The sequence below is a fragment of the Lysinibacillus sp. FSL L8-0312 genome (assembly GCF_038003285.1).
GTDB lineage: Bacteria > Bacillota > Bacilli > Bacillales_A > Planococcaceae > Lysinibacillus > Lysinibacillus fusiformis_D.
Window position 1 is genome coordinate 831853 of the sequence record NZ_JBBOOV010000001.1, and the last position, 21362, is coordinate 853214.

Below are 21362 nucleotides of genomic sequence, written 5' to 3' on the forward strand. Positions count from 1 at the left end.
ACAGGAGGGAAAAATCATGGTTGATACATTTGCCAATGTTAGTAAAGAAGATTCCATCACGCTTATTCATTTAAATCATCCACCAGCAAATACGTTGTCATCAGCTTCTATTGAACATCTTCGTGTCATTTTTAAAGAATTAGCTGAGGATGAAGAGACGAGAGCCATCATTGTGACCGGCTCTGGACGATTTTTTGCTGCGGGAGCAGATATAAAGGAATTTGTTGCTGCCTTTGGGCAACAGGATAGAGCATTACAAATGGCTGAGGCAGGCCAAGCGCTATGTGATGAAATTGAAGCCATGAAAAAGCCTGTTATTGCTGCTATTAATGGGCCAGCCCTTGGAGGAGGACTAGAGCTAGCGTTAGGCTGTCATTTCAGGATTGCTTCAAGTAATGCCATTGTTGGTTTACCAGAATTAAAGCTTGGCTTACTGCCGACATTCGGAGGCACTCAACGACTGAGCAGAATAACAACGCAAGCAAAGGCTCTACAATTAATTTTAACAAGCAAGCAATTAAGTGCTGATGAAGCACTACAACTAGGTATTATTCAAGTGGTGACGGAGCCAGATGAGCTTCTGCCAACTGCCAAAGCCCTTGCTCAGTCTTTTGTTGAGGGCAAAAGTATGACAAGTGTATCCCGTACAATTGAATGTATAATTCAAGGTGGGAAGGATCATCTCCAAAAAGGGTTGGAATTAGAACGAACACGCTTTGCTGAGTTATTTTTAACAGCGGATGCTAGAGAAGGCGTTCAAGCGTTTATAGACAAAAGACAGCCCAACTTTAAACATTTGTAAGGGAGGAAACTACTATGACAAATGAAGTAATATTTTCCGTCAGTGAGGGTGGCGCAGCAAGCATTACGCTGAATCGTCCTCAAGCTTTAAACTCACTTTCTATAGAAATGCTAAAGCCCATTGGTGAGAAACTAAAGGAATGGCAGGCGAATGATCAAATTCACTTGATTATTCTAAGAGGTGCTGGCGAAAAGGGCTTTTGTGCTGGGGGTGATATTAAAACACTCTATAAAGCTCGCTCCAGTCAGGAAGCTTTCCAAAATGCCGAAATCTTTTTTGAGGAAGAATATCACATAGATAGGGCAATCTATCACTACCCAAAGCCTATCATTGCTTGCCTTGATGGCATTGTCATGGGAGGTGGGGTTGGTTTAACGTATGGGGCTAGCCACCGAATTGTGACAGAGCGAACAAAATGGGCTATGCCAGAAATGAATATTGGCTTCTTTCCTGATGTTGGAGCTGCCTATTTTCTAAATAAAGCGCCTGGCTATGTAGGATATTACTTAGCTTTAACAGCTTCGATCATCCAAGCTGCAGATGTTCTCTTTGCTAATGGTGCAGATAGCTATATGACGAGCGATCATTTACACGCATTCCTCACACGCATTGAACAAACGAACTGGCATACAGTGGAAACTAGCACAGCTCTAAAGCAATTAATAGAGGACTATTCAAGTACACCAACAGCAAACAGTGAGCTTGCCAGCCTTCAAAATGAAATCGATCAACATTTCTCAAAACATACAGTGGAGAAGATAGTCGAATCCTTAGACAATGACCCAAGCAAATTTGCACAAGAAACAAAGCAGTTGCTTCTATCTAAATCTCCATCATCCTTAAAAATTACATTAAAGCAGCTGATAGATGCTCAACATAAAACGGTAGAAGAATGCTTTGCGACTGATTTAATCTTGGCAAAAAACTTTTTAAATCATGAGGATTTCTATGAAGGGGTTAGGTCTGTCGTCATTGATAAGGATCGAAATCCTCAGTATATCTATCAAACATTCGCTGATTTTACAGATGATATACTTGAAAAATTCTTTCAAGACAGTAGTGAAACCGTAAAGAAGTAAGAACAATGACATCTTCGCTCAATAAATGCTGAAACCATCTACTTGTTAAGAGGTAGGTGGTTTCTTAAGTGTTGTTCTGTAGATTTTCATAGGGTTTTGTCAGAGAACGTAGAATGATATGTTATACTATAAAAAACGGAATAAAAGGATAAAGGTACAAATTCAATAGAATTTGTTTAAAAGGGAAGAACGGTGAAAAGCCGTCGCTGTCCCGCAACTGTAATTGGGAGCACATTTTAAAAACCACTGTTATGTATGTAATGGGAAGGGAAAAATGTGTGATGATCATAAGCCAGGAGACCTGCCTTTATCTAGTACAGCCAAAACCTACGCGGATAGGGGGTGTTGAGTGTGACGAATTACCTTCATCATACTCATAGTGCGACAACCAAAAAAAGAGTCTTTATTCAATATAGACGACTTATTTTATATTGGTTGAAGAACTATGAAGTATGTCAGTCATAGCTAGCATCTTCCCATTAGGGCAAGATGTTTTTTTTATGAATAAATAGGGGTGAACAAGATGACATCACATTCAATTTCATTTTATATAAATCAGTTAAAGCAGCAAATTATGAACAACCTTTCTGGTGAGCATATTAGGCCATTACAGCTTTATATTAGGAAGTTAATAGAAGAAAACCCAAATGATTATACATCTATTAATGATGCCTATTTAACGATCAAGCATGAATTAGTCGAGACATGTCATGATAGTAGATAAAAAATCTGAAGTGAAGTGAATAATTAAATGGAATGCAAAATGAACAAATCTGAAGACATAATGGACAACATAGATATGAATCAAAAAGTTTTATATAGAAAATTGGATCATTTTGAAATGGAAAGAGGCTTGGTATTAGAAAGTTTAGACATTTTTCTAAGATGGAATCAACAAACACAATACCTTTCTGAAGACAAGCTTCAAAAGCTTTGGATGAAACTGGTAAGGAAGTATAAATTCTCTCTCGATGAATGGGAAAGAACTGCTGGTCATACAAATATCCATGCTTATCTAGTGAAGGAGCAAGGACATGGGTTACAAAAGTTGATGCGCTTTTACAAAGATCGCCACGGCATAAAATGGTTGGAAAATGCATTTCATTATGGAATGTCATTGCTCATTGAAGTTGGAAAAATGCCTGGATTAGAAATGTTTTTCCTAACAAATTTAATATGTTACAGATGGGAAAAGGATTATTTAGAGGATGCAGATGTTCAACAGTTTTTTTGTCATTCAATAAATGGTAAAGTGAAGGAGGTCTATGAAAGTTTCAGGGCTTTCGATCGAGAACAGAGTCTGTTAACCGCAACTACTCTCTATAAACTTTTATCAAAATATAATCCTCATTTTCAAGTGAATTCGGCAGCAACGCCTGAATTTTATAAGGAATTGTCCTTATTTGTCGAAATCGAGTAATCCATACGTTCGACATGTCAAACAGTCTATTATTCTTTAGAATATAGGCTGTTTCTATGTGAAATACGCTAGTATATTTAATGCTCATAGATCCGTAGTAACAAAAAATCTCGTACATAGTTTAGATACACAATGAATTAAGATATAAGTAATAGATGGTGAAATTCCTTCGAAAGTTATAATCGAAAATAATGAATAATCAAAAAATAAAGAAGTTTAGAATCTAGATTTACTTTTTATATGAAGGATGGTACACTTAAAACTATTGAACAACAACTATATATTGTGTTCGTTTTATATAGGTGCTACTATATGTAGTTTAAAAGGGAAGTTCGGTACAATTCCGACGCTGTCCCCGCAACTGTGAAGCTGACAATGATTACAACCACTGTGCATTCGCATGGGAAGGGAATCAGAGGATGAAGCAAAGCCAGGAGACCTGCCTCTATAAAACAATTAATCATTTCTTCGGGGATTAAGAAATGGGAACGTCAGTATTTTTGGTATGGTAACGTTTCCATTTAGCTATCTCTCTAGAGGAGATAGCTTTTTATTATATGAAAAGAGGGATTTCTATGAAACTTTATACGAAAACAATCTGTCCAAAATGCCTTTGGGTAAAATCTGAATTACAACGTGCAGGACTTGATGCAGAAATTGTCAACATTGATCACGATGAACAAGCTAAACAAACAATAATCGATGCAGGTTTTTTAAGTGTGCCTGTTTTAGAAATGAATAATACATTTATAGGAGATGTTAAGGACATAGTTTCTCATATTGAGATGATTGTTCTATGATCGTTTACGCAAGTCGTACAGGAAATGTCCGGAATATTGTTTCCAAATTAAGGGCAGAGTCTGTTGAGCTCTCTGAGGAATTACAATTGAATAAGCCTTATCTTTTAATTACTTATACTGATGGCTTAGGCGATATCCCTGCAAAAGTGGAACGTTTTTTAGAAAAAAACAGAGATTTTTGTAAAGGTGTAGTTGCCAGTGGGAATAGTAACTTTGGGCACAACGTATTTGGGGCTGCTGGCGAGAAAATCGCTGCTACCTATCATGTACCCTTAGTAAGAAAATTAGATTTACGAGGCAATCAAACAGATTATGAAGCCATACAAACGTTTTATGAAACGAGGGTAATAAGATGAAAACCTATTTAAAGCTAAATAATGACGTACTGAATCGTTATAGTTCAACTGGGCTACTTGAATTAGAAAAGGATCGTGAAGCTACACGCCGCTACTTTTTAGAGTATGTCAACGTGCGTTTACGTTACTTTATTGATATTGAAGAAAAAATCCGTTATTTAGTTGATGAGGGCTACTACGAGAAAGCATTTATCGACATGTATGAAATGGAATTTATTAAGAAGTTGTACAAAAAAGCATATGATTATAATTTCCGCTTCCCATCCTTTATGAGTGCAAGTAAATTTTACGATAGCTATGCTATGAAAAGTCGTGATGGAGAAGAGATTTTAGAAAAATATGAGGACCGTATTGTCATTATCGCCTTGTATTTAGCACAAGGGAATACGGTGCTAGCAGAACGTTCTGTCGAAGCAATGATGGAAGCTTATCAGCCTGCTACACCAACAGCATTAAATAGTGGTAAAAAAGCACGTGGTGAATTAGTGAGCTGCTTTAAATTATCGATGGATGATTCCATGAATAGTATTGCTGAAAATATTGGTTATTGCTTAGAGCTATCAAGACTTGGCGGTGGGGTTGGAGTTAACTTAACTGATTTACGCCCTTTAGGTGACCCTATTAAAGAGATTCTAAATCGTGCCAGTGGTGTCATCCCAGTTGCTAAACTGTTAGAAAATTCTTTCAGTTATTCCAATCAACTAGGGCAGCGAAATGGCTCTGGTGTTGTCTATTTAAATATTTTCCATGCAGACATTGAAAATTTCATTTCATCTAAAAAACCGAATGCCGATGATAAAATTCGCCTCGCAACATTATCAACAGGAATAATTATACCAAGTATTTTCTTCGAACTTATGAAACGTGATAAAGATATTGTCTTGTTCAGCCCATATGATATTTTCAAAGAATATGGCAAACGCATGTCTGAGATTTCCATTTCAGATATGTACTATGAGCTACTTGATAACCCTAAAATTCGTAAAATTAAACGTTTGAATGCACGTAGGCTGTATACAGAAGTGAAAAAAGCACAATTTGAATCGGGCTATCCGTTTGAAATTTTTGATGATAATGTCAATGAAGTGCATCCATTAAAAAACATCGGTCGCGTAAAAATGTCCAATCTATGTACCGAAATCCTGCAAGTTCAAGAAACAAGCATTATTACAGATCAAGATCAACCGAATGACTATGGATTAGATGTATCCTGTAACTTAGGGTCTATTGATATTCATGCAGCAAGTAAGGTCAATGATTTCGAAGCCTTAATCGATACGGCTATGCACCTATTAACAAATGTGTCGCAAATGACGCACATTAAAAATGTACCGTCTGTTGCAAAAGCCAATCAATTAATGCATTCAGTAGGACTTGGTTGTATGAACCTCCACGGCCATCTTGTGACGGAGGGCATTTTATATGGCTCTAAAGAATCGATTGATTTCATGGATCGTTTTATGGAAGCAATGAACTTTTATTCACTCAAATCATCGATGGAAATGGCTAAAGAAAAAGCTGCAACTTTTTATCGATTTGAGGACAGTGATTATGCATCAGGTAGCTACTTTGACCAATATGTCAATAAAATCGACGAAGAACTATCACCCGTTGTGTTAAAAGCACTTGGCAATGTTCCAATCATTACGAAAAACATGTGGGAAACGCTTAAGCAAGATGTGATGCAATATGGTCTATTCCATTCCTATCGTTTGGCTATTGCACCAACTGGCAGTATTTCCTACATACGTAGCTGTACGGCTTCTATTGCGCCATGTACTGAGCGTGTAGAGGTTCGTGATTATGCAGATAGTAGAACGATTTATCCAATGCCTCATTTAACAAATGATAACAGTCATTTATATGTAGAGGCATATGATGTTAATCCGTATGATTTAATTGATTTGTACTCTGCTTCTCAAAAACACGTTGACCAAGGTATTTCCATGACGCTTTATGTAACAGATAATTGGACAACTGAACAATTAGCTAAAGTATACATTTATGCATGGGTAAAGGGCATTAAGTCCGTTTACTATGTTCGTCAACGATTACAAAGCTTAGAGGAGTGTGTAGCATGTCAAATATAATTTATGAGGCGGTCAATTGGAATAAGGCAACGAGTGAACTTGCCCAAATATTTTGGGACCAGCAATGGAAGCAAATTTGGTTTCCTGAGGAAATTGCGGTCAGTAAAGATATCAAACAGTGGAAAAGCTTTGAGCATCAAGACACGTATAAAAAAGTGTTCGCGGGATTAACGTTACTGGATACAGTTCAGACCAATATAGGGATGAATCGTGTGGCCGCTTATACAGACGATTTACAAGAGAAGGCTGTCCTAACCGTTTTTGATGCATTTGAGGCAATCCACGCCAAATCCTATTCTTATATTTTTACAACGCTTTGTACAAACAAAGAAATAGATGAGTTATTTGAATGGGTCAAAAAAAATGAGTTTCTACAATATAAGGCCAATAAAATTGCGGATATTTATAATAGTATCGAAGAAAACGATCCAGAAAGCTTATGGAAAGCGATGTTCTCCTCCGTTATGCTCGAATCTTTCCTTTTCTATTCTGGCTTTTTCTACCCGCTGTACTTAGGAGGACAAGGCTTCCTACGAAACAGTGCTGAGATTATTTCACTTATTTTACGCGACGAATCCATCCATGGTGTCGCAGTTGGATTTTTTGCTCAAAATCTATTCAAGCAATTTTCAAAAGAAAAACAAGAAGAGCTAAATTTATGGGGCTATGAGCTATTATTAGATTTATATCAGAATGAAATGAAATATACGGATGATATTTATGCGGAAACAGGATTATCACCTGAAGTGAGAGCCTATGTACGATATAATGCTAATAAAGCCTTAATGAATGTTGGTTTTGAAGCAATGTTTCCAGAAGAAGAAGTCAATCCGATTGTGATGAACGGTATTCGTAATGAAGGCTCCACATATGATTTCTTTTCACAAAAGGGAGCTACCTATGCTAAAGCAAAAGTAGCGCCAATTACAGATGACACATTTAATTTTAATCGTTAGGATGGAGAACAATGAACGTAGAAGTAAAAATCAAAAGAGTACACGCGGATGCAATACTACCAATGCAAGCCAATCCTGGTGATGCGGGCATGGATCTCTACTCCATTGAAGCAGTAGAAATACCAGCAGGCGTAGCCAAACTTATTAAAACAGGTATACAGATTGAATTACCTAAAGGAACGGAAGCCCAAATTCGACCAAGAAGTGGACTAGCATTAAAGCATAGTGTAACCGTACTGAATAGCCCAGGCACAATTGATGAAGGCTACAGAGGGGAAATCGGCGTTATTTTAATCAACCACGGCCAAGAACCGTTTATCGTCGAAAAATCTATGCGTATCGCCCAAATGGTCATTCAATTTGTTCCATCCATTCAATTAGTAGAAGTAGATGAATTATCACAAACGATCCGAGGAGCATCTGGATTTGGAGCAAGTGGTACTAAATAGAATTGATTAGTTTAAAAAGATGACAAAGAAATCCTGTGTGTATATACATGCAGGATTTTTTTGTTGTCAGTAAGGATAGTCTGTTTAAAGCTTAGCAGAGCTACACATGAAAGCAATGGACATTAAAAAAGATGACGTCGGTTACTTACCAAAGTCATCCCATTACGGCATAATCAACAGCTACATCTAAAAATATAAACAGCTTTTAATTTTCATCTGTCTACCTAATAGGCAGCATATCACCACGAATATGTGCTCTTCTTTCTTTGTTCATCTTGGTAATTAACTAGATTCCAGATGAAAGATCGAAAGTATATGGTTTAAATTGGGATAATAATATAAAATTTATATATATACCATTTTTATTGTAGCTAATAGTGTTGGGATTGGGGGCGGAAATTATAAAGAAGAAATTATGGAGTACAGGTTTATTACTAGTATGTATTTTTCTCGTTGCTTGTGAGTTCAATCAACAGGAAGGGAAAGAAGCGTCTACTATTGCTCAAAAGGTGAATACAGAAGAATTTATACCAAAGGCGATAAGCCCTGGTAATTTTAGTGAATATGATATGGCACTTAAGATGGATAATGACGGGAAATTTCAGCTAGAATCAACCGTTGTTGTTAAAAACCTCTCTACCGATGATTGGGAACAATTGATATTTTATTTTATACCTAATATGTTTACAAAAGCTGTCTCACCCGAACTGGAGCATCCATCTACCATTGCGTTCCATAACATTACCATTGATGGAAAAACGGCAGCTTACACCCTTGAAAAAGATACACTCAACATTCAGCTTCAGGAAAAATTGAAACCTCATCAAGAAATGAAAGTTTATTTTTCCTATGAGTTCACTCTGCCTGAAGAGGGCTTAAGATTTACGAAGAGTAATGGTAATTATCATTTAGCTCAATTTTATCCGATGCTTGCCACATATAGAAACCATCAATGGAACAAAGAAGATTATCGTTTTAGAGGAGAGACGTATCATACTACATTCAGCAATTTCAAATTAACCTATGACATTCCTCAGGAGTACACGTTGGTGTCTTCATTTGATCAAGAGGCATTTCCAAGCCCAAACAAAGGGTTACTTGAAGTTGAGAACGTGAAGGAAATATTTGTTGCTCTAGTAAAAGATCCAATACTAGTGGAAAAAGACGAAGACATCGCCATTAGAGTATTTGGATTTGAGGAAAATAAAAAGGAACTATATCAAGAAATAGCAGACGAGGCTTCAGCTGTCATAAATTATTTTGAAGAAATAATGGGGCCGTATCCTCTCAAACAACTAGATATTATCATAGATGGAATGGGCATGGAGTACCCAGGAATTGTAACAGCCCATACGATTTACAACAGTGGTCCTAGTAGTTCTGAGCAGATTAAAAGTACAGTGGTTCATGAAATTGCTCATCAATGGTTTTACGGGGTCATTACCAATGATCCTTTTCATCATGCCTGGTTAGATGAAGGCTTCACGGTATTTGCTACAAATCTATTCAACTTTAAAAAATTGAATCTGAGCAAACCCTATACGATTTACAGCATTGATCCAGACCTAGTGCTTCCAGTCAATTTACCACTTGATCAATACCAATCTGATATGAGTGCATATGTCTATGGAAAATCGCCTGCAATGCTCTTGAATTTATTTGATGATAATGAAGAAATCAAAGACATTGAACAATTTTTAAAAAGTTATTATCAATTTTATAACTATAAAGAAATCGATTCCACAGAATTCGCGCGATTCACAAAATACTATTTTGATTTAAAGGACGATTCTATATTTGAGGGATGGTTAGATCTAGATAACATTAAAAATGAATGATTTAGCAATAGGTTCTCCACGAAAGAAAAGGGATATTGTGCAAGCAGTATCTCTTTTTTTATGTTCAAAATATATCAGCTTCACGATCAGGATTTAACCACCTTTTAGAGAAAAAAACATAAATTGAAAATTAAGTATTCTCTTAATCCTAATAATAAACTATACTTACAATTAATTATAGTTATAGAACAGGAGAATTGTCATGCTAAAACGGTTATTTTTTGTAAGTTTTGTATTTTATCTATGCTCTTTGATTTATGTAGAGGATAATAGCTATGTCCATGCAATTAACAAAGATGTAGTATTTTTTGATAGTGGTACTGCTATAAATGGTAGGACGATGTTACCGATGAGAAATATATTTGAATCATTAGATGCAACTGTTGCCTGGGATTCCTCAACCCAAACCATAACAGCAAGTAAAGGGAATACAACTATTCAATTAAAGGTTAATTCGTATAAAGCAATTGTTAATGGGAAGGAGACTTTTCTAGACAACCCACCTACAATTATGAACTCAACTACAATGGTACCCGTAAGGTTTGTTAGTGAGTCTTTAAAACTACCTGTTGAATGGGATTCAACACTAAGAGTAGTTAATATAATCACAGAAGGGAAAAATATTTTTATTTATGTTAATGATCCTACAATAAATACAGATAAGAATTCTAAAATTAATAACTATAATCAATTGGTTGATTTACATAATAACCTTTTATTTGTACTACAAAATTTGGAATATGAAAAATCGTTGTATCCTAATTATTCACAAGATTACCGTAATATATTAGAGAAACAGTTAACATTGTCTAAGCTAAAATTAAAGGTAATGCAAAGAATGGAAGTAATATTAACGGAAATTATAAGACAAGGATAGAGAGACAATTATTCAATCAAACTGATCCTCAACCGACATAAAAGAATGAAGGGTTGAGCATTTGGCTTTGTTATTAGATATGTAATAAAGCGTTAGAAGTTTATAAGGGGAAACTAACTCTCCATTCGCTGGCTATGAATTTTAACGCTGGTTTGTTAGATTGAAGTGTGATAAGAATTCATTTTTGATTAACCATTTCTTCAAAATGGACTCAATAAAGAGCATAGACTTATCAATGATTTGAGTGAAGAATGCAGCTCTTTCTTAGTCATTGATTCAACTTAAAGTAAGAACTAATTATTAGCGAATATTACATTGGAAAGGCTACTTTAATATAAAATCCATGAAACTTTTTGACCATTTGAGGACTGTAAATAACAGTCCTCTTCTTTTTGTCGCTTACACGCGTACCAGACTTGAATAATGGTAAGAAGTTTTAAAAGTTAAAAAAATTTAAAAATTGAAAAAATATCCACAATATCTTATCATAGTAATGTAAAAGCTTACATTGAGAAGGGAGGCGGATGCCGGTGTTACGTGCATTAAAAGTAGGACTAGCAATTGAGCGAGCCAATCGGAAAAATTTAGTTGCGTTAGTCGCTGTTGCCATTATCGTTTTCGGCTTTATGTTTTATTTAAAGGCACAGGCCGTTGGTAATCAAATCGTTGAAAAAAAGGGTGACTATTATTCCATCCAGGCTGTACTATCAAAATTTCAAGTGAAAGATGCTTCAGAATCAGGGGATGGCAGCGATTTATATAAAAGTTTAACTAAACAAAAAAGCAAAATTGCTTTACAAATAGCAACATTAACAATGGATAGACAATCTATGTATTATGAGGCTTCACTTCAACTCGCTAAATTAAGGCAAGAGGCATTCGAATTAGAAGGATACGAAAATATTGCCGAGTTGTTACCCTCTAAATTACAAAATTCGATGGACTACCTTTATTTTAAATGGATGATAGATGAGGGAAAGGATACACGATCTGATCTATTTCAATACATACCGTTTTTATTATTTTTATTTAGTCACGTAGGTGCAGGCTGGTACATATTTATTAGCTTCCATACGAGTTCTATTTTACTGGATGACTTTGAGCATCCTAGTTTAATTCAAGGCTTTCCTGTGCGGTTTGATACCTATATTTTATCTAAATGTCTTATTTCTTTGTTATCCATAGTGACTAGTATTTTACTCATTTTTATTTGCGCAAGTCCGTTATGGATACTAAATGGACTTGGTAACCCACTAGAGCCTGTCGGGATTTATCTAGGAAATGCCACATTAATATCTACGCTTCAATATATCGCCATAAGTGTTGGCTATATGTTCGTCATTTCAATTTTTGTCATGCTGTTGTCGATTATTTTAAATGTGCTACTGAAAAATATGTATTTAACACTATTTGTACACTTTATTGTATTCTTTTTACCGATGATTTTTCCATCTCTTATTAGTTTATTCCCCTATAATCCTTTTAATTTCATGAATTTTAATGATATTTTACGAGGGGTACCGGTAGATTTAGCAGAGCCTGTTGCTATTACGATGAATCTAGGCTTAATCATCCTATGTTTAAGTATTATTTTAATGTTGTTTGTAATTAAAACATTCTTCTCAACAGGAAAAATCAATAGGGCATAGGGGAGGGAAAATAAGCATGTGGAGTTATTTTAAATTTGAATTCAAGCAATTTTTTTTGAATAAGAAAAACTTAGCAATCTACTTTTTACTTGCTTTTGCAACCTTTTTTTATGTATTTAAAATAGCACCAGCTTACGATCCGATTGAAAGTGTAGACTCTGAGGAGATTGAGGCGCGCTATTTAACACGTCAGGAATTTTTAGATCATATGGAAGGAAGAAAACTACATGGTCTGCATCCTGCCGTTATTTTTGCTATTGAAATATTTAGCGAGATTAACCCTATAGATAAAGCAAGATTAGATGCATTAGAAAAGGGCAATTTAAAAAAATATGCAGATTTAACGCGTGATTGGTACTACTTTACCAATGCGATTACCTATAAAAGTGATTCATTTTCATATAACTCAAAGTATTTTATAAAAAATAATGAGTATGCAGAAGATGATGCCTTTTATGCTTATTTAGAGCATGCAGTCCGTTATGATGCATATTCGAAAGCAGATTATGAATTATCAACGGAAATATTTGAACAACGCACGGCACTACAAACGCTCGAACGCTTATTAAAGGGTATACTGTCCATTATATTGATTGTCTGTGTGCTACTTTTAGCAATTGATATGGTTGCCAAAGATAGACGCCATCCATCCATTTTGAAGGGGTTTCCGATTAATGATTGGAAAAAGCTCCTGGTGAAAATGGTCGTTGTGCTACTAGGTAGTGCCGTATTATTTATACCACTTATTGTTGGCTTCTTTATTGTAGGACTACAATCTGGCTTTGGGAATTTCCATTTGCCCTCTCCAGTATATGCGCCGCATCTCGACTGGCGTATGGAAGGTAAATTTGAAATGATGACATTAGGTACGTTTTTAGGACAATCGCTGGCTTTGCTTTTTACCTGGTTCATCGTCATCATCAGCGTTGTACTATTATGCAGTATGCTATTCCGCAATGAGATGGTCAATTTCGCTGTTGGCATACTCCTTATTTTTGGTGAAAATTTTTATTTCAGCCGTTACGTTGGCTTTTTCTGGGACGTTCAAAATTATCCAACATCCTATATTCAAGTCGGACAAATTATTTCAAAACAGCGGAATTTTTATTATATGAATGATCATTTAAATTTTACTTTAGGATTACAGTTATTACTTGGACTAGCTGCCATTGTCATTTTTTTCATCATACTGACGGCATCGAACAGGCGATATAAGCTAATTAAATAGGGGTGGTAAAGATGATTGATATTCAAAATATTACCGTGCGATTTGGAGAAATGAACGTGTTAAATAATATTTCCATGGCCTTTGAGCAAGGGCAAATGATTGGGCTTGTTGCACCAAATGGAACGGGAAAATCTACATTTATGAATGTGTTGATGAATTATGTGAAACCGTTGAATGGCAAGATCGTTTTTAAAGATGGCCTATGTTACTCAACTAAACAAAATGAAGTGAAAATCCATACATTCGTGTCAATGATGCCAGACCAAAGTGACTTGTATAATCATTTAAGTGGGCGAGAGCATTTAAAAATGTTTGCTACGATGTGGAAATCGGATTTAAAACTGATTGACGAAACAATCGAAGCATTAAATATGGGGCATTATGTGAATAAAAAGACAGGTACCTATTCTCTTGGGATGCGCCAACGTCTATGCTTTGCCATGCAAATTGTTACAAATACAGACATTATGATGATGGACGAAGTGATGAACGGGCTTGATCCAAATAATGTGGAAATTATTTCGAAAATATTATTAAAGAAAAAGGCGGAAGGGAAAATTATTATCATTGCCTCCCATTTACTTGATAATTTAGAGAAATATGCAGACCGAATTTTCTTATTTAACGAGGGAAAACTAATAGATACCAATCAAATAATCGAAGATTTTAGTCAAGCGCATATTAAAACGATTCGCATAAAAAATATGGAAAGTAATACGAAAAAACAGCTTCATGAGCTATATCCAAATATCAAACTTCAAACACTGACAAATGACATGACACTCATCCATTTACCAAGTTCTGAAGCCAGCTTATTAAGTTCACTTACATCTTTTTTAGTTGAGAGAAACGTAGTAGATTTTGCTTTTGGGAAAGTTACATTAAATGATTTGTATGCAATGTATTATCACGAAGAAAGCAATGTGACAGCTAGTTAAAGAGGAACAATCACTTTTATTGTTATAATTAGTTCTTGCTGTAAAATATAATGATTATTTACGGAGCTGCTTTTGACTTACTCTAGTTTCCAAAAACATAGTATTTACTACCTTTTCAGTTAAGATTACATCCTCAGATAATTATTTATTGTTTGGTCATCATTGTTAAAATAATGTGAGACATATGATTGAAAAATTACGGTGACAGGTCCACAGGTGATATACTGGTATATCTTAGTATAAGAAAAGGGGTAAAACTATGAATAAATTTAATAAGACATTAGCATATATAAATGAATTACTTTATGAACCTAATAATTTAACAATAAAAGATATCCATGAAGAAACTCAAAACTCAGATTATGGGGCTGGGCTATTTCAGTTAAATTCTAAATCGGTTAGATTTAGAGTCGCAAAAATAACACCTAATAAGATAGGACAGTTTGTTTCCTTTTGGGAAAAGGATGAAACTAATAAAAACCAAGCATTCTCATATGATAATGCCACTGATTTATTGGTAATAAACACTTTTAATGATAATGGTGATTTTGGCCAATTTGTTTTTCCAAAAGAAGTTCTTTTAAAACAAAACATCCTTAAAACCGTTAATACAAAGGGTAAAATGGCAATTAGAGTTTATCCTAGTTGGGATACTCCCACTAGTCAACAAGCGCTAGCAACACAAAAATGGCAATTACCTTATTTTATTAAAATTGACCATGCTAGTAGTTCAATACATGAGCTATTAAAACTATACTCCAACTAATTTTCTTAAACAAATGAATAAGCAACAGATTTATTACAGAAATTGCGCTATTCATATTTACTGAACAGTTGGAGGGAAGCAATAAATAAGGTATCAACTACTGATTACGATTATCAAGATTTTGAAAAGGATCTATTTAAAATAAGAGCCTTTCTACGATAAGCAAACACAGGGACGATTATTCAATTAACGCAGTCTCTTCTTATATTACCAGGGCAGTTTAGTTATTCTTTAATATTACGTGAAGCAAGGATGTGATTGCATGTTTCAAGATGGATTTCCCAAACATTTAAATGAGGATGTGACGACAGTGGTTGGAATGATTCCTCATAAAACTTATAATCATGTCACGATTGCTGTGTCTGAGGATACTATCCACTATTTTCAAAATAATACCGTGATTAGATTTCCTTATCGTACCTACTACATTGATAGTTCAGATGAAGTTATAGAAAAACTAAGTCTACAACAAAAAATGATTTTGCATTGTATATATTCAAGAAGTTGTGATGGATTTGTACGTCAAAAGCATATTTATTCGTTGCTACAGATGGATTACGAAGACTGGGCTATTCCTTATATCGTCAAAATATGTGATGAATATGTCGTAGAGATAATAGAATTAGCCTATGATATTTTAAAAGAGCAGGATACAGAACGGATTAAGAGATTTTGTCTTGAAAATATTGTGCCATTTTGCAAAAGCTATAATCGAATGATTAGCTATTGGAACGAATTTTACCGATATAGATACAATCATTTTCAAACATACATTGGCAGGAAGTTATTTAGAGATTGTTTTGGTTACTCTAAATCAATGGAGCGCAGGGCAAAGAGAATTGTGGAGCACTTAACCTAAAGTAACTGGGGCTTTAATTGAATAGGACTCATTTCATTTTACGAACGGGCCAGATTGTTGAGGAACATTTTCAACAAAATTGATATTATTGTTGAACTATCGAGTAAGGTTGTGAAGATTATTACTTAAACTAACGGCTCAGGATAGTTAAAGTATATTTAGGGCACGTTACTTCAAAAAAGGAGTAATCTAAATGAAAAACCCATTCTTAATTAGTTCATTTGTGATGTGGAAACAAAAGAAATGGTGGCAGGTGGAAGTACTTATATGCCAAAGCTCAATCTTACAATGAACACTTATGATAAAGAAAGTTTAGAGAAAGTTGCAAAAGGGATGTATTCGTCTAGTTGAACTAACTGTAGCGATAGTGCAACTTCCTATAAGCAATTTTAGACATACTTTAGTTATTTCATTAAAGGCGCAATTCTGCAGCAAGAATTGTGCTTTGTGTAGAATTGAAATAAAGTTACGATGTTTTAAAAAAAGATACGATGTTTATAAATTATCAAGACCTAATTTTAAAAAAGATAGAAAAATTAAACATACTAACATTAGTAGCACAAACCATGGCCCTGGTTTGTACTACTAATGTTAGTATGTTTCTTCTTTTACTAAAGCACCCGTTAGTTTAAGTGTAACTCTTCACAATTACTTGATATTATATAGTTAAGTAGAAATATAAATTAGAATTTAGTTTATAGTTATAAAAATAAGTTTTTTATACTCTTATAATTCTTCAAAAAGGAGAGTTTATGAAAAAGACTATTGTTTTTGTATTAACGATACTTATATTATTCTCGGGATTCGCAACACAAAGTTATGCGTTGTCAGATTCGAAATCTGTGGCAATACAAGCGTTGCTAGATGATGCCTCTCGTACATCAGGTGTGCCTGGAATGTCAATCTCAATACTTGCTAATGATGAAGTGTTCTACTTTTCTTCTGGGTATGCAGATCTTGAAAAGGGGTTGTCTGCAAGTGAAAATACACTCTATGAGTTGGCCTCGGTGAGTAAAGCTTTTACTGGTATGGGGATTCTGCTATTGGAAGAGCAAGGGCTGCTATCAATGACTGACCCTATCCAAAAATATTTACCTTGGTTTACGTTAAAGTATCAAGGTAAACCTGTTGATATGCAAAGCCTTACACTAAATAACTTCCTTCACCATACCAGCGGCTTAACAAATATTAGACATACTCAAAATATTCCACAAGGCAATACGCCTGATATGTTGCAAAAGACTGTGGAAACGCTGGTAGATGCTGAATTGGCGTTCTCTCCCGGTGAACAATATAACTATGGAACCGTTAATTATGACGTATTGGGTTTGGTTATTGAGATTGTATCACGACAAAGCTATGAAGACTTTATGAGGGAACAGGTATTTCTACCCTTAGGTCTTCACCAGACGTATGTTTATAAAGAAGATGCTCAAGCCACTGGACAGTTAGCACAGGGCTACCGTTCTTCCTTTTTCATAACAACTCCATTTAACGCTCCGGATTATGCTGGGAATAAACCTGCCGGCTATATCATTTCTAATACAAAAGATATGGCGCGTTGGATGGGCATACAGATGGGTATCGTGCAGGACATACCCGAAATATTTCACAGGGTTATCGAAAAATCACATAGGGGTGATATGTCTGTTTCGGCTGTCAACGATATGTATTATGCGGCAGGTTGGTCGGTAAACGCCGAACAAACGTTTATAGAACACACTGGGGGTAATCCGAATTTTAGAACCGAAGTAGCCATACTGCCAAATGAACGAACAGCCATCTGCTTACTGAGCAACGGCGCAAATACCAATATAAACCTGGTACTAAAAGTTAAAGATATATTAGACGGCAATCTAACTCAGTCATATGAGATAAGCAGCACACAGCTTTTGGACATCATTTTGTCGTCTACCACAATTATTCTTTGCCTATTGGCCGTTCTGTTATTTCTCTTAGGATTAAGAAAAAGGAAAACGAATGAGCAGCAGCCAATTACAAAAAAGAGAACAATCGTAACAATTATTTTCCTAATCGCTACGATTGCCCAGTGTATAATGTTTTTTGCCTTCGATTGGTCAACGATACTTATTTGGCAAACATATAGTGTTCTTACAGCTTTGATTTCGTCAACATTATTAACAGCAAGCATTACTTGGTATATACTCACCGATAAGATGCCTCGCTCCGAAAATAAGTATAATTTTAAGTAATTAAATTCCACTTTATCAATATTCTTAATTAAAAAAACATAAGACACCTCGGTGTCTACAGTCTGAAACTGCATAAATTTTTATGCAGTTTTTTCTTTACTTTCAAATAATTATTTTGTAAGATAAAGCCAACTTCAAAAGTGGCCAGACCACTTTTGAATTCATTCAGTAAGAGACGCCATCATCTGAAGGTGGTGGATTTTGTTTCTTTTTAGTAGGTACCCAAACACCTACTGAATGAAGATAAAGCCTTTGGATGCATTGTTTATCTGCGCGAAAGGAAAGCGACAGCAATAATTATTCCAAGGCAAATAGATTGACCGAGGAGTTGATCGTATGGATAAAAAAACCGAACAAAAGAAAGTGTTTTTAGATATCGTCCAATAATTACGACAACTTATTAAAATAGAAAAAACACAGGCTGGTGAAAAGTCACCTTCCGAAAGAGTCTTTTCAGAACGTCTAGGTGTCAGGCGATCCTCTGAGAGAGAGGCATTGCGAAGTTTAGAGTTATTAGGTCTTATTGAAACGAGACATGGGGAAGGTATGTTTCTAGCTTCTACATAAAAGCATCAGCTCGTAGAAATATTGTCGATGTTTATATTAGAAGACATGAAAAGGAAGCCATTCGCATTATAAGTTGTACAGAAACTCTGCAAACACTACCAGTGTGGGGCAGTTTTTTTGTAAAGCTAGAGATAGAAAGTACGATTAATTGTCGGGATGTTTTACGAGAAATAATCATCACGTCAGGAAATCGTCTTTCACTAAAAGTCTAGTTTCAGTTAGCAGTTTATGCTGATGACCGTTTAAATCGAAACTCAACAGAAGAAGAAAAATTAATCATTCAAACTATGTTGAAATCGATGCAGCTTGGCTATGAAAAAGAAGCATTAAAAGCTTACCAACAGTGGATGAATGCTGAACAAGGCATTTAGACAACAAAGGGGGAGTAAAACATGGTAATACGTAGCTTATTTAGTAAAAAGAAAGAGGACGGACAGGAAAAGGGATTTCCAGAAGGACTTATGACAAAATGTCCAGAATGCCGTCACATTCAGTTAACAAAGGAATTAGAAAAAAATCATAAAGTGTGTACAAAATGCGACCATCATTTCAAAATGACTGCACAGGAGCGCGTAGCATATTTCTTAGATGAAGGTTCATTTGTTTCAATGGATGATCATTTACAAACAAGTAATCCACTTAATTTCCCTGATTATGTAGAAAAAATTTCAGTGGCTAAACAACAAACGGGATTAAGCGAAGCTGTACTGACTGGGTTAGGAACTCTTGATGGAGAAGAAATTGTTGTAGCCATTATGGATTCTCATTTCCGTATGGGCTCAATGGGCTCCGTTGTAGGAGAAAAAATCACACGTGCCGTTGAAAAAGCTATTGAATTACGTGTACCGGTTATTATCTTTACTGCTAGTGGTGGAGCGCGCATGCAAGAAGGTATTCTATCATTAATGCAAATGGTAAAAACGAGTGTGGCATTAAAACGTCATAGTGAAGAAGGACTATTATTTATTTCGATCATGACGCACCCTACATACGGTGGCGTTTCAGCAAGCTTTGCTTCTGTTGGAGATATTAATATTGCTGAACCACAAGCATTGATTGGCTTTGCTGGTCGCCGTGTCATTGAAGAAACATTAAGAGAAAAATTACCAAATGATTTCCAAAAATCAGAGTTTTTACTAGCACATGGTCAGCTTGATGCAATTTTCCATAGGAAGGATTTACGAAACCAAGTAGCAATACTTGTAAAAATGCATACAAAAGGCGGTGTGCAACATGTCTAAAAATTTAGCTTTTGAAGAACCAGTAGTACAATTACGAGAAAAAATTGATGAATTAAAAACGATTGCTACAGAGGCAAATGTAGACATGACAGGCGAAATCGAAAAGCTTGAAACACGTCTAACACAGCTAGAACAATCTATTTATGCCAATATGAAGCCATGGGATCGTGTACAGGTTGCTAGACATCCAGAACGACCAACAACTTTACAATATATAGAAGCTATGTGTGAAAACTTTATTGAGTTACATGGAGATCGTACATTTGGTGATGATGCAGCTATTCTTGGAGGAATTGCTCTCTTTGAAGGACAGCCCGTAACAATTGTTGGACATCAGCGCGGAAAATCAACTAAAGAAAATATTAGACGAAATTTTGGTATGCCACACCCTGAAGGATATCGTAAGGCATTACGCTTAATGAAGCAAGCTGAGAAATTTAAGCGCCCAATTATTTGTTTTATTGATACAAAAGGAGCCTATCCGGGTAAGGCAGCCGAGGAACGCGGCCCAAGTGAAGCCATTGCTAGAACTCTCTCTGAAATGGCCATTCTAACAGTACCAGTTATTAGTATTGTTATTGGGGAAGGCGGAAGTGGAGGTGCCATTGCATTAGGGGTAGCTAATCGCGTCTTTATGTTAGAGAACTCAACGTATTCGGTTATCTCGCCTGAAGGGGCTGCATCGATCTTATGGCGAGATGGTAGCCTAGGGAAGCAAGCTGCAGAAGCAATGCGGATAACAGCACCTGACTTAAAAGAGCTTGACGTTATTGATGGAATAATCCCTGAAATAACGGGTGGAGCACACCGCAATGTTGTGAAGCAAGCATTTTATATAAAAGAATGTATAAGCGTCACACTAAAAGCATTGAATTCCCTAAATGGCGAACAATTAATAATTGAAGATCGCTATGAGAAATTCAGAAAGATTGGACAATATACAGAAGCTTAAATTCATTTTTAGGTTTTTGGACATGTGAATTTGTTCGTAAAGAGAGAAAAATTGTTTCTTAGATAAATTAATATCCCAATGATGGAAGAAAAAAGAGTTGTATTTTGTAATATAGTTTGAGAAAAATAATTTCGCATTTAAATAAAACCCACGCATTTTGATAAAAGTTTGATCAAAATGCGTGGGTTTCTTCTATAAAAAATCAACGTTTGCAACAAAATCAAACTTTATTCCAAACCAATATGAGCTAATATCGATTCTATTTAGAAAATCGTGAATTAA

The 21362-nt window shown here is 35.4% G+C and carries 19 protein-coding genes, 1 pseudogene and 2 riboswitches; all 20 genes and pseudogenes read left to right on the forward strand.

All coding sequences use genetic code 11. The features are described 5' to 3' along the window. Positions 1 to 16 precede the first annotated feature (16 nt). The 20 genes and pseudogenes from MHI22_RS04320 (at position 17) to MHI22_RS04415 (ending at position 21080) form a co-directional block, all read left to right on the forward strand. Positions 17 to 802, forward strand: coding sequence for an enoyl-CoA hydratase-related protein (locus tag MHI22_RS04320; protein ID WP_036126315.1), 786 nt, complete (start codon positions 17 to 19; stop codon positions 800 to 802). Between the two features lie 14 nt (positions 803 to 816). Beyond that, a complete protein-coding gene (locus tag MHI22_RS04325) occupies positions 817 to 1881 on the forward strand; it encodes an enoyl-CoA hydratase/isomerase family protein (protein ID WP_036126313.1) in 1065 nt (354 codons plus the stop codon). A gap of 135 nt (positions 1882 to 2016) precedes the next feature. Continuing rightward, positions 2017 to 2204, forward strand: a riboswitch (cobalamin riboswitch). A gap of 200 nt (positions 2205 to 2404) precedes the next feature. After that, positions 2405 to 2605, forward strand: a complete 201-nt coding sequence (locus MHI22_RS04330) for a hypothetical protein (RefSeq protein WP_036126310.1) — start codon at positions 2405 to 2407, stop codon at positions 2603 to 2605. A 39-nt stretch (positions 2606 to 2644) separates the two neighbouring features. Continuing rightward, positions 2645 to 3301 (forward strand): hypothetical protein, encoded by a 657-nt coding sequence (locus MHI22_RS04335; protein ID WP_340811126.1) that lies wholly within the window; start codon positions 2645 to 2647, stop codon positions 3299 to 3301. Between the two features lie 283 nt (positions 3302 to 3584). After that, positions 3585 to 3762, forward strand: a riboswitch (cobalamin riboswitch). A gap of 114 nt (positions 3763 to 3876) precedes the next feature. Beyond that, complete coding sequence (locus MHI22_RS04340) at positions 3877 to 4101, forward strand: glutaredoxin family protein (RefSeq protein ID WP_271913469.1); 225 nt, start codon at positions 3877 to 3879, stop codon at positions 4099 to 4101. After that, on the forward strand, positions 4098 to 4457 hold the full coding sequence (gene nrdI, locus MHI22_RS04345) for a class Ib ribonucleoside-diphosphate reductase assembly flavoprotein NrdI (protein ID WP_141904342.1): 360 nt from the start codon (positions 4098 to 4100) through the stop codon (positions 4455 to 4457). The genes MHI22_RS04340 and nrdI overlap by 4 nt, the downstream gene beginning before the upstream one ends. Beyond that, the gene (nrdE, locus tag MHI22_RS04350) at positions 4454 to 6547 is read left to right on the forward strand and encodes a class 1b ribonucleoside-diphosphate reductase subunit alpha (RefSeq protein WP_340811127.1); all 2094 of its coding nucleotides are present in this window, start codon (positions 4454 to 4456) and stop codon (positions 6545 to 6547) included. Before nrdI ends, nrdE begins: the two co-directional genes overlap by 4 nt. Next, the gene (nrdF, locus tag MHI22_RS04355) at positions 6535 to 7503 is read left to right on the forward strand and encodes a class 1b ribonucleoside-diphosphate reductase subunit beta (protein WP_340811128.1); all 969 of its coding nucleotides are present in this window, start codon (positions 6535 to 6537) and stop codon (positions 7501 to 7503) included. Before nrdE ends, nrdF begins: the two co-directional genes overlap by 13 nt. Positions 7504 to 7514: 11 nt before the next feature. Further along, on the forward strand, positions 7515 to 7952 hold the full coding sequence (gene dut / locus MHI22_RS04360) for a dUTP diphosphatase (protein WP_036126296.1): 438 nt from the start codon (positions 7515 to 7517) through the stop codon (positions 7950 to 7952). A gap of 386 nt (positions 7953 to 8338) precedes the next feature. Beyond that, positions 8339 to 9790 carry a M1 family metallopeptidase gene (locus tag MHI22_RS04365; protein WP_340811129.1) on the forward strand — a complete coding sequence of 484 codons (1452 nt, stop codon included), beginning with the start codon at positions 8339 to 8341 and terminating at the stop codon, positions 9788 to 9790. Positions 9791 to 9992: 202 nt separating this feature from the next. Beyond that, a complete protein-coding gene (locus MHI22_RS04370) occupies positions 9993 to 10667 on the forward strand; it encodes a copper amine oxidase N-terminal domain-containing protein (RefSeq protein WP_330493305.1) in 675 nt (224 codons plus the stop codon). A gap of 524 nt (positions 10668 to 11191) precedes the next feature. Further along, on the forward strand, positions 11192 to 12316 hold the full coding sequence (locus MHI22_RS04375) for an ABC transporter (protein WP_340811130.1): 1125 nt from the start codon (positions 11192 to 11194) through the stop codon (positions 12314 to 12316). Positions 12317 to 12371: 55 nt separating this feature from the next. After that, positions 12372 to 13544, forward strand: coding sequence for an ABC transporter permease (locus tag MHI22_RS04380; RefSeq protein ID WP_340811131.1), 1173 nt, complete (start codon positions 12372 to 12374; stop codon positions 13542 to 13544). 11 nt (positions 13545 to 13555) lie between these two features. Then, positions 13556 to 14482, forward strand: coding sequence for an ABC transporter ATP-binding protein (locus MHI22_RS04385; protein ID WP_058844400.1), 927 nt, complete (start codon positions 13556 to 13558; stop codon positions 14480 to 14482). Between the two features lie 259 nt (positions 14483 to 14741). Then, a complete protein-coding gene (locus tag MHI22_RS04390) occupies positions 14742 to 15248 on the forward strand; it encodes a MepB family protein (protein WP_036126282.1) in 507 nt (168 codons plus the stop codon). A 262-nt stretch (positions 15249 to 15510) separates the two neighbouring features. After that, a complete protein-coding gene (locus tag MHI22_RS04395; RefSeq protein ID WP_058844399.1) occupies positions 15511 to 16107 on the forward strand; it encodes a hypothetical protein in 597 nt (198 codons plus the stop codon). 752 nt (positions 16108 to 16859) lie between these two features. Further along, on the forward strand, positions 16860 to 18320 hold the full coding sequence (locus MHI22_RS04400; RefSeq protein ID WP_340811132.1) for a serine hydrolase domain-containing protein: 1461 nt from the start codon (positions 16860 to 16862) through the stop codon (positions 18318 to 18320). 399 nt (positions 18321 to 18719) lie between these two features. Continuing rightward, positions 18720 to 19258, forward strand: a pseudogene (locus tag MHI22_RS04405) (FadR/GntR family transcriptional regulator). A 21-nt stretch (positions 19259 to 19279) separates the two neighbouring features. Beyond that, positions 19280 to 20128 (forward strand): acetyl-CoA carboxylase, carboxyltransferase subunit beta, encoded by an 849-nt coding sequence (gene accD / locus MHI22_RS04410; RefSeq protein WP_340811133.1) that lies wholly within the window; start codon positions 19280 to 19282, stop codon positions 20126 to 20128. After that, a complete protein-coding gene (locus tag MHI22_RS04415) occupies positions 20121 to 21080 on the forward strand; it encodes an acetyl-CoA carboxylase carboxyltransferase subunit alpha (protein WP_340811134.1) in 960 nt (319 codons plus the stop codon). The genes accD and MHI22_RS04415 overlap by 8 nt, the downstream gene beginning before the upstream one ends. Positions 21081 to 21362 lie beyond the last annotated feature (282 nt).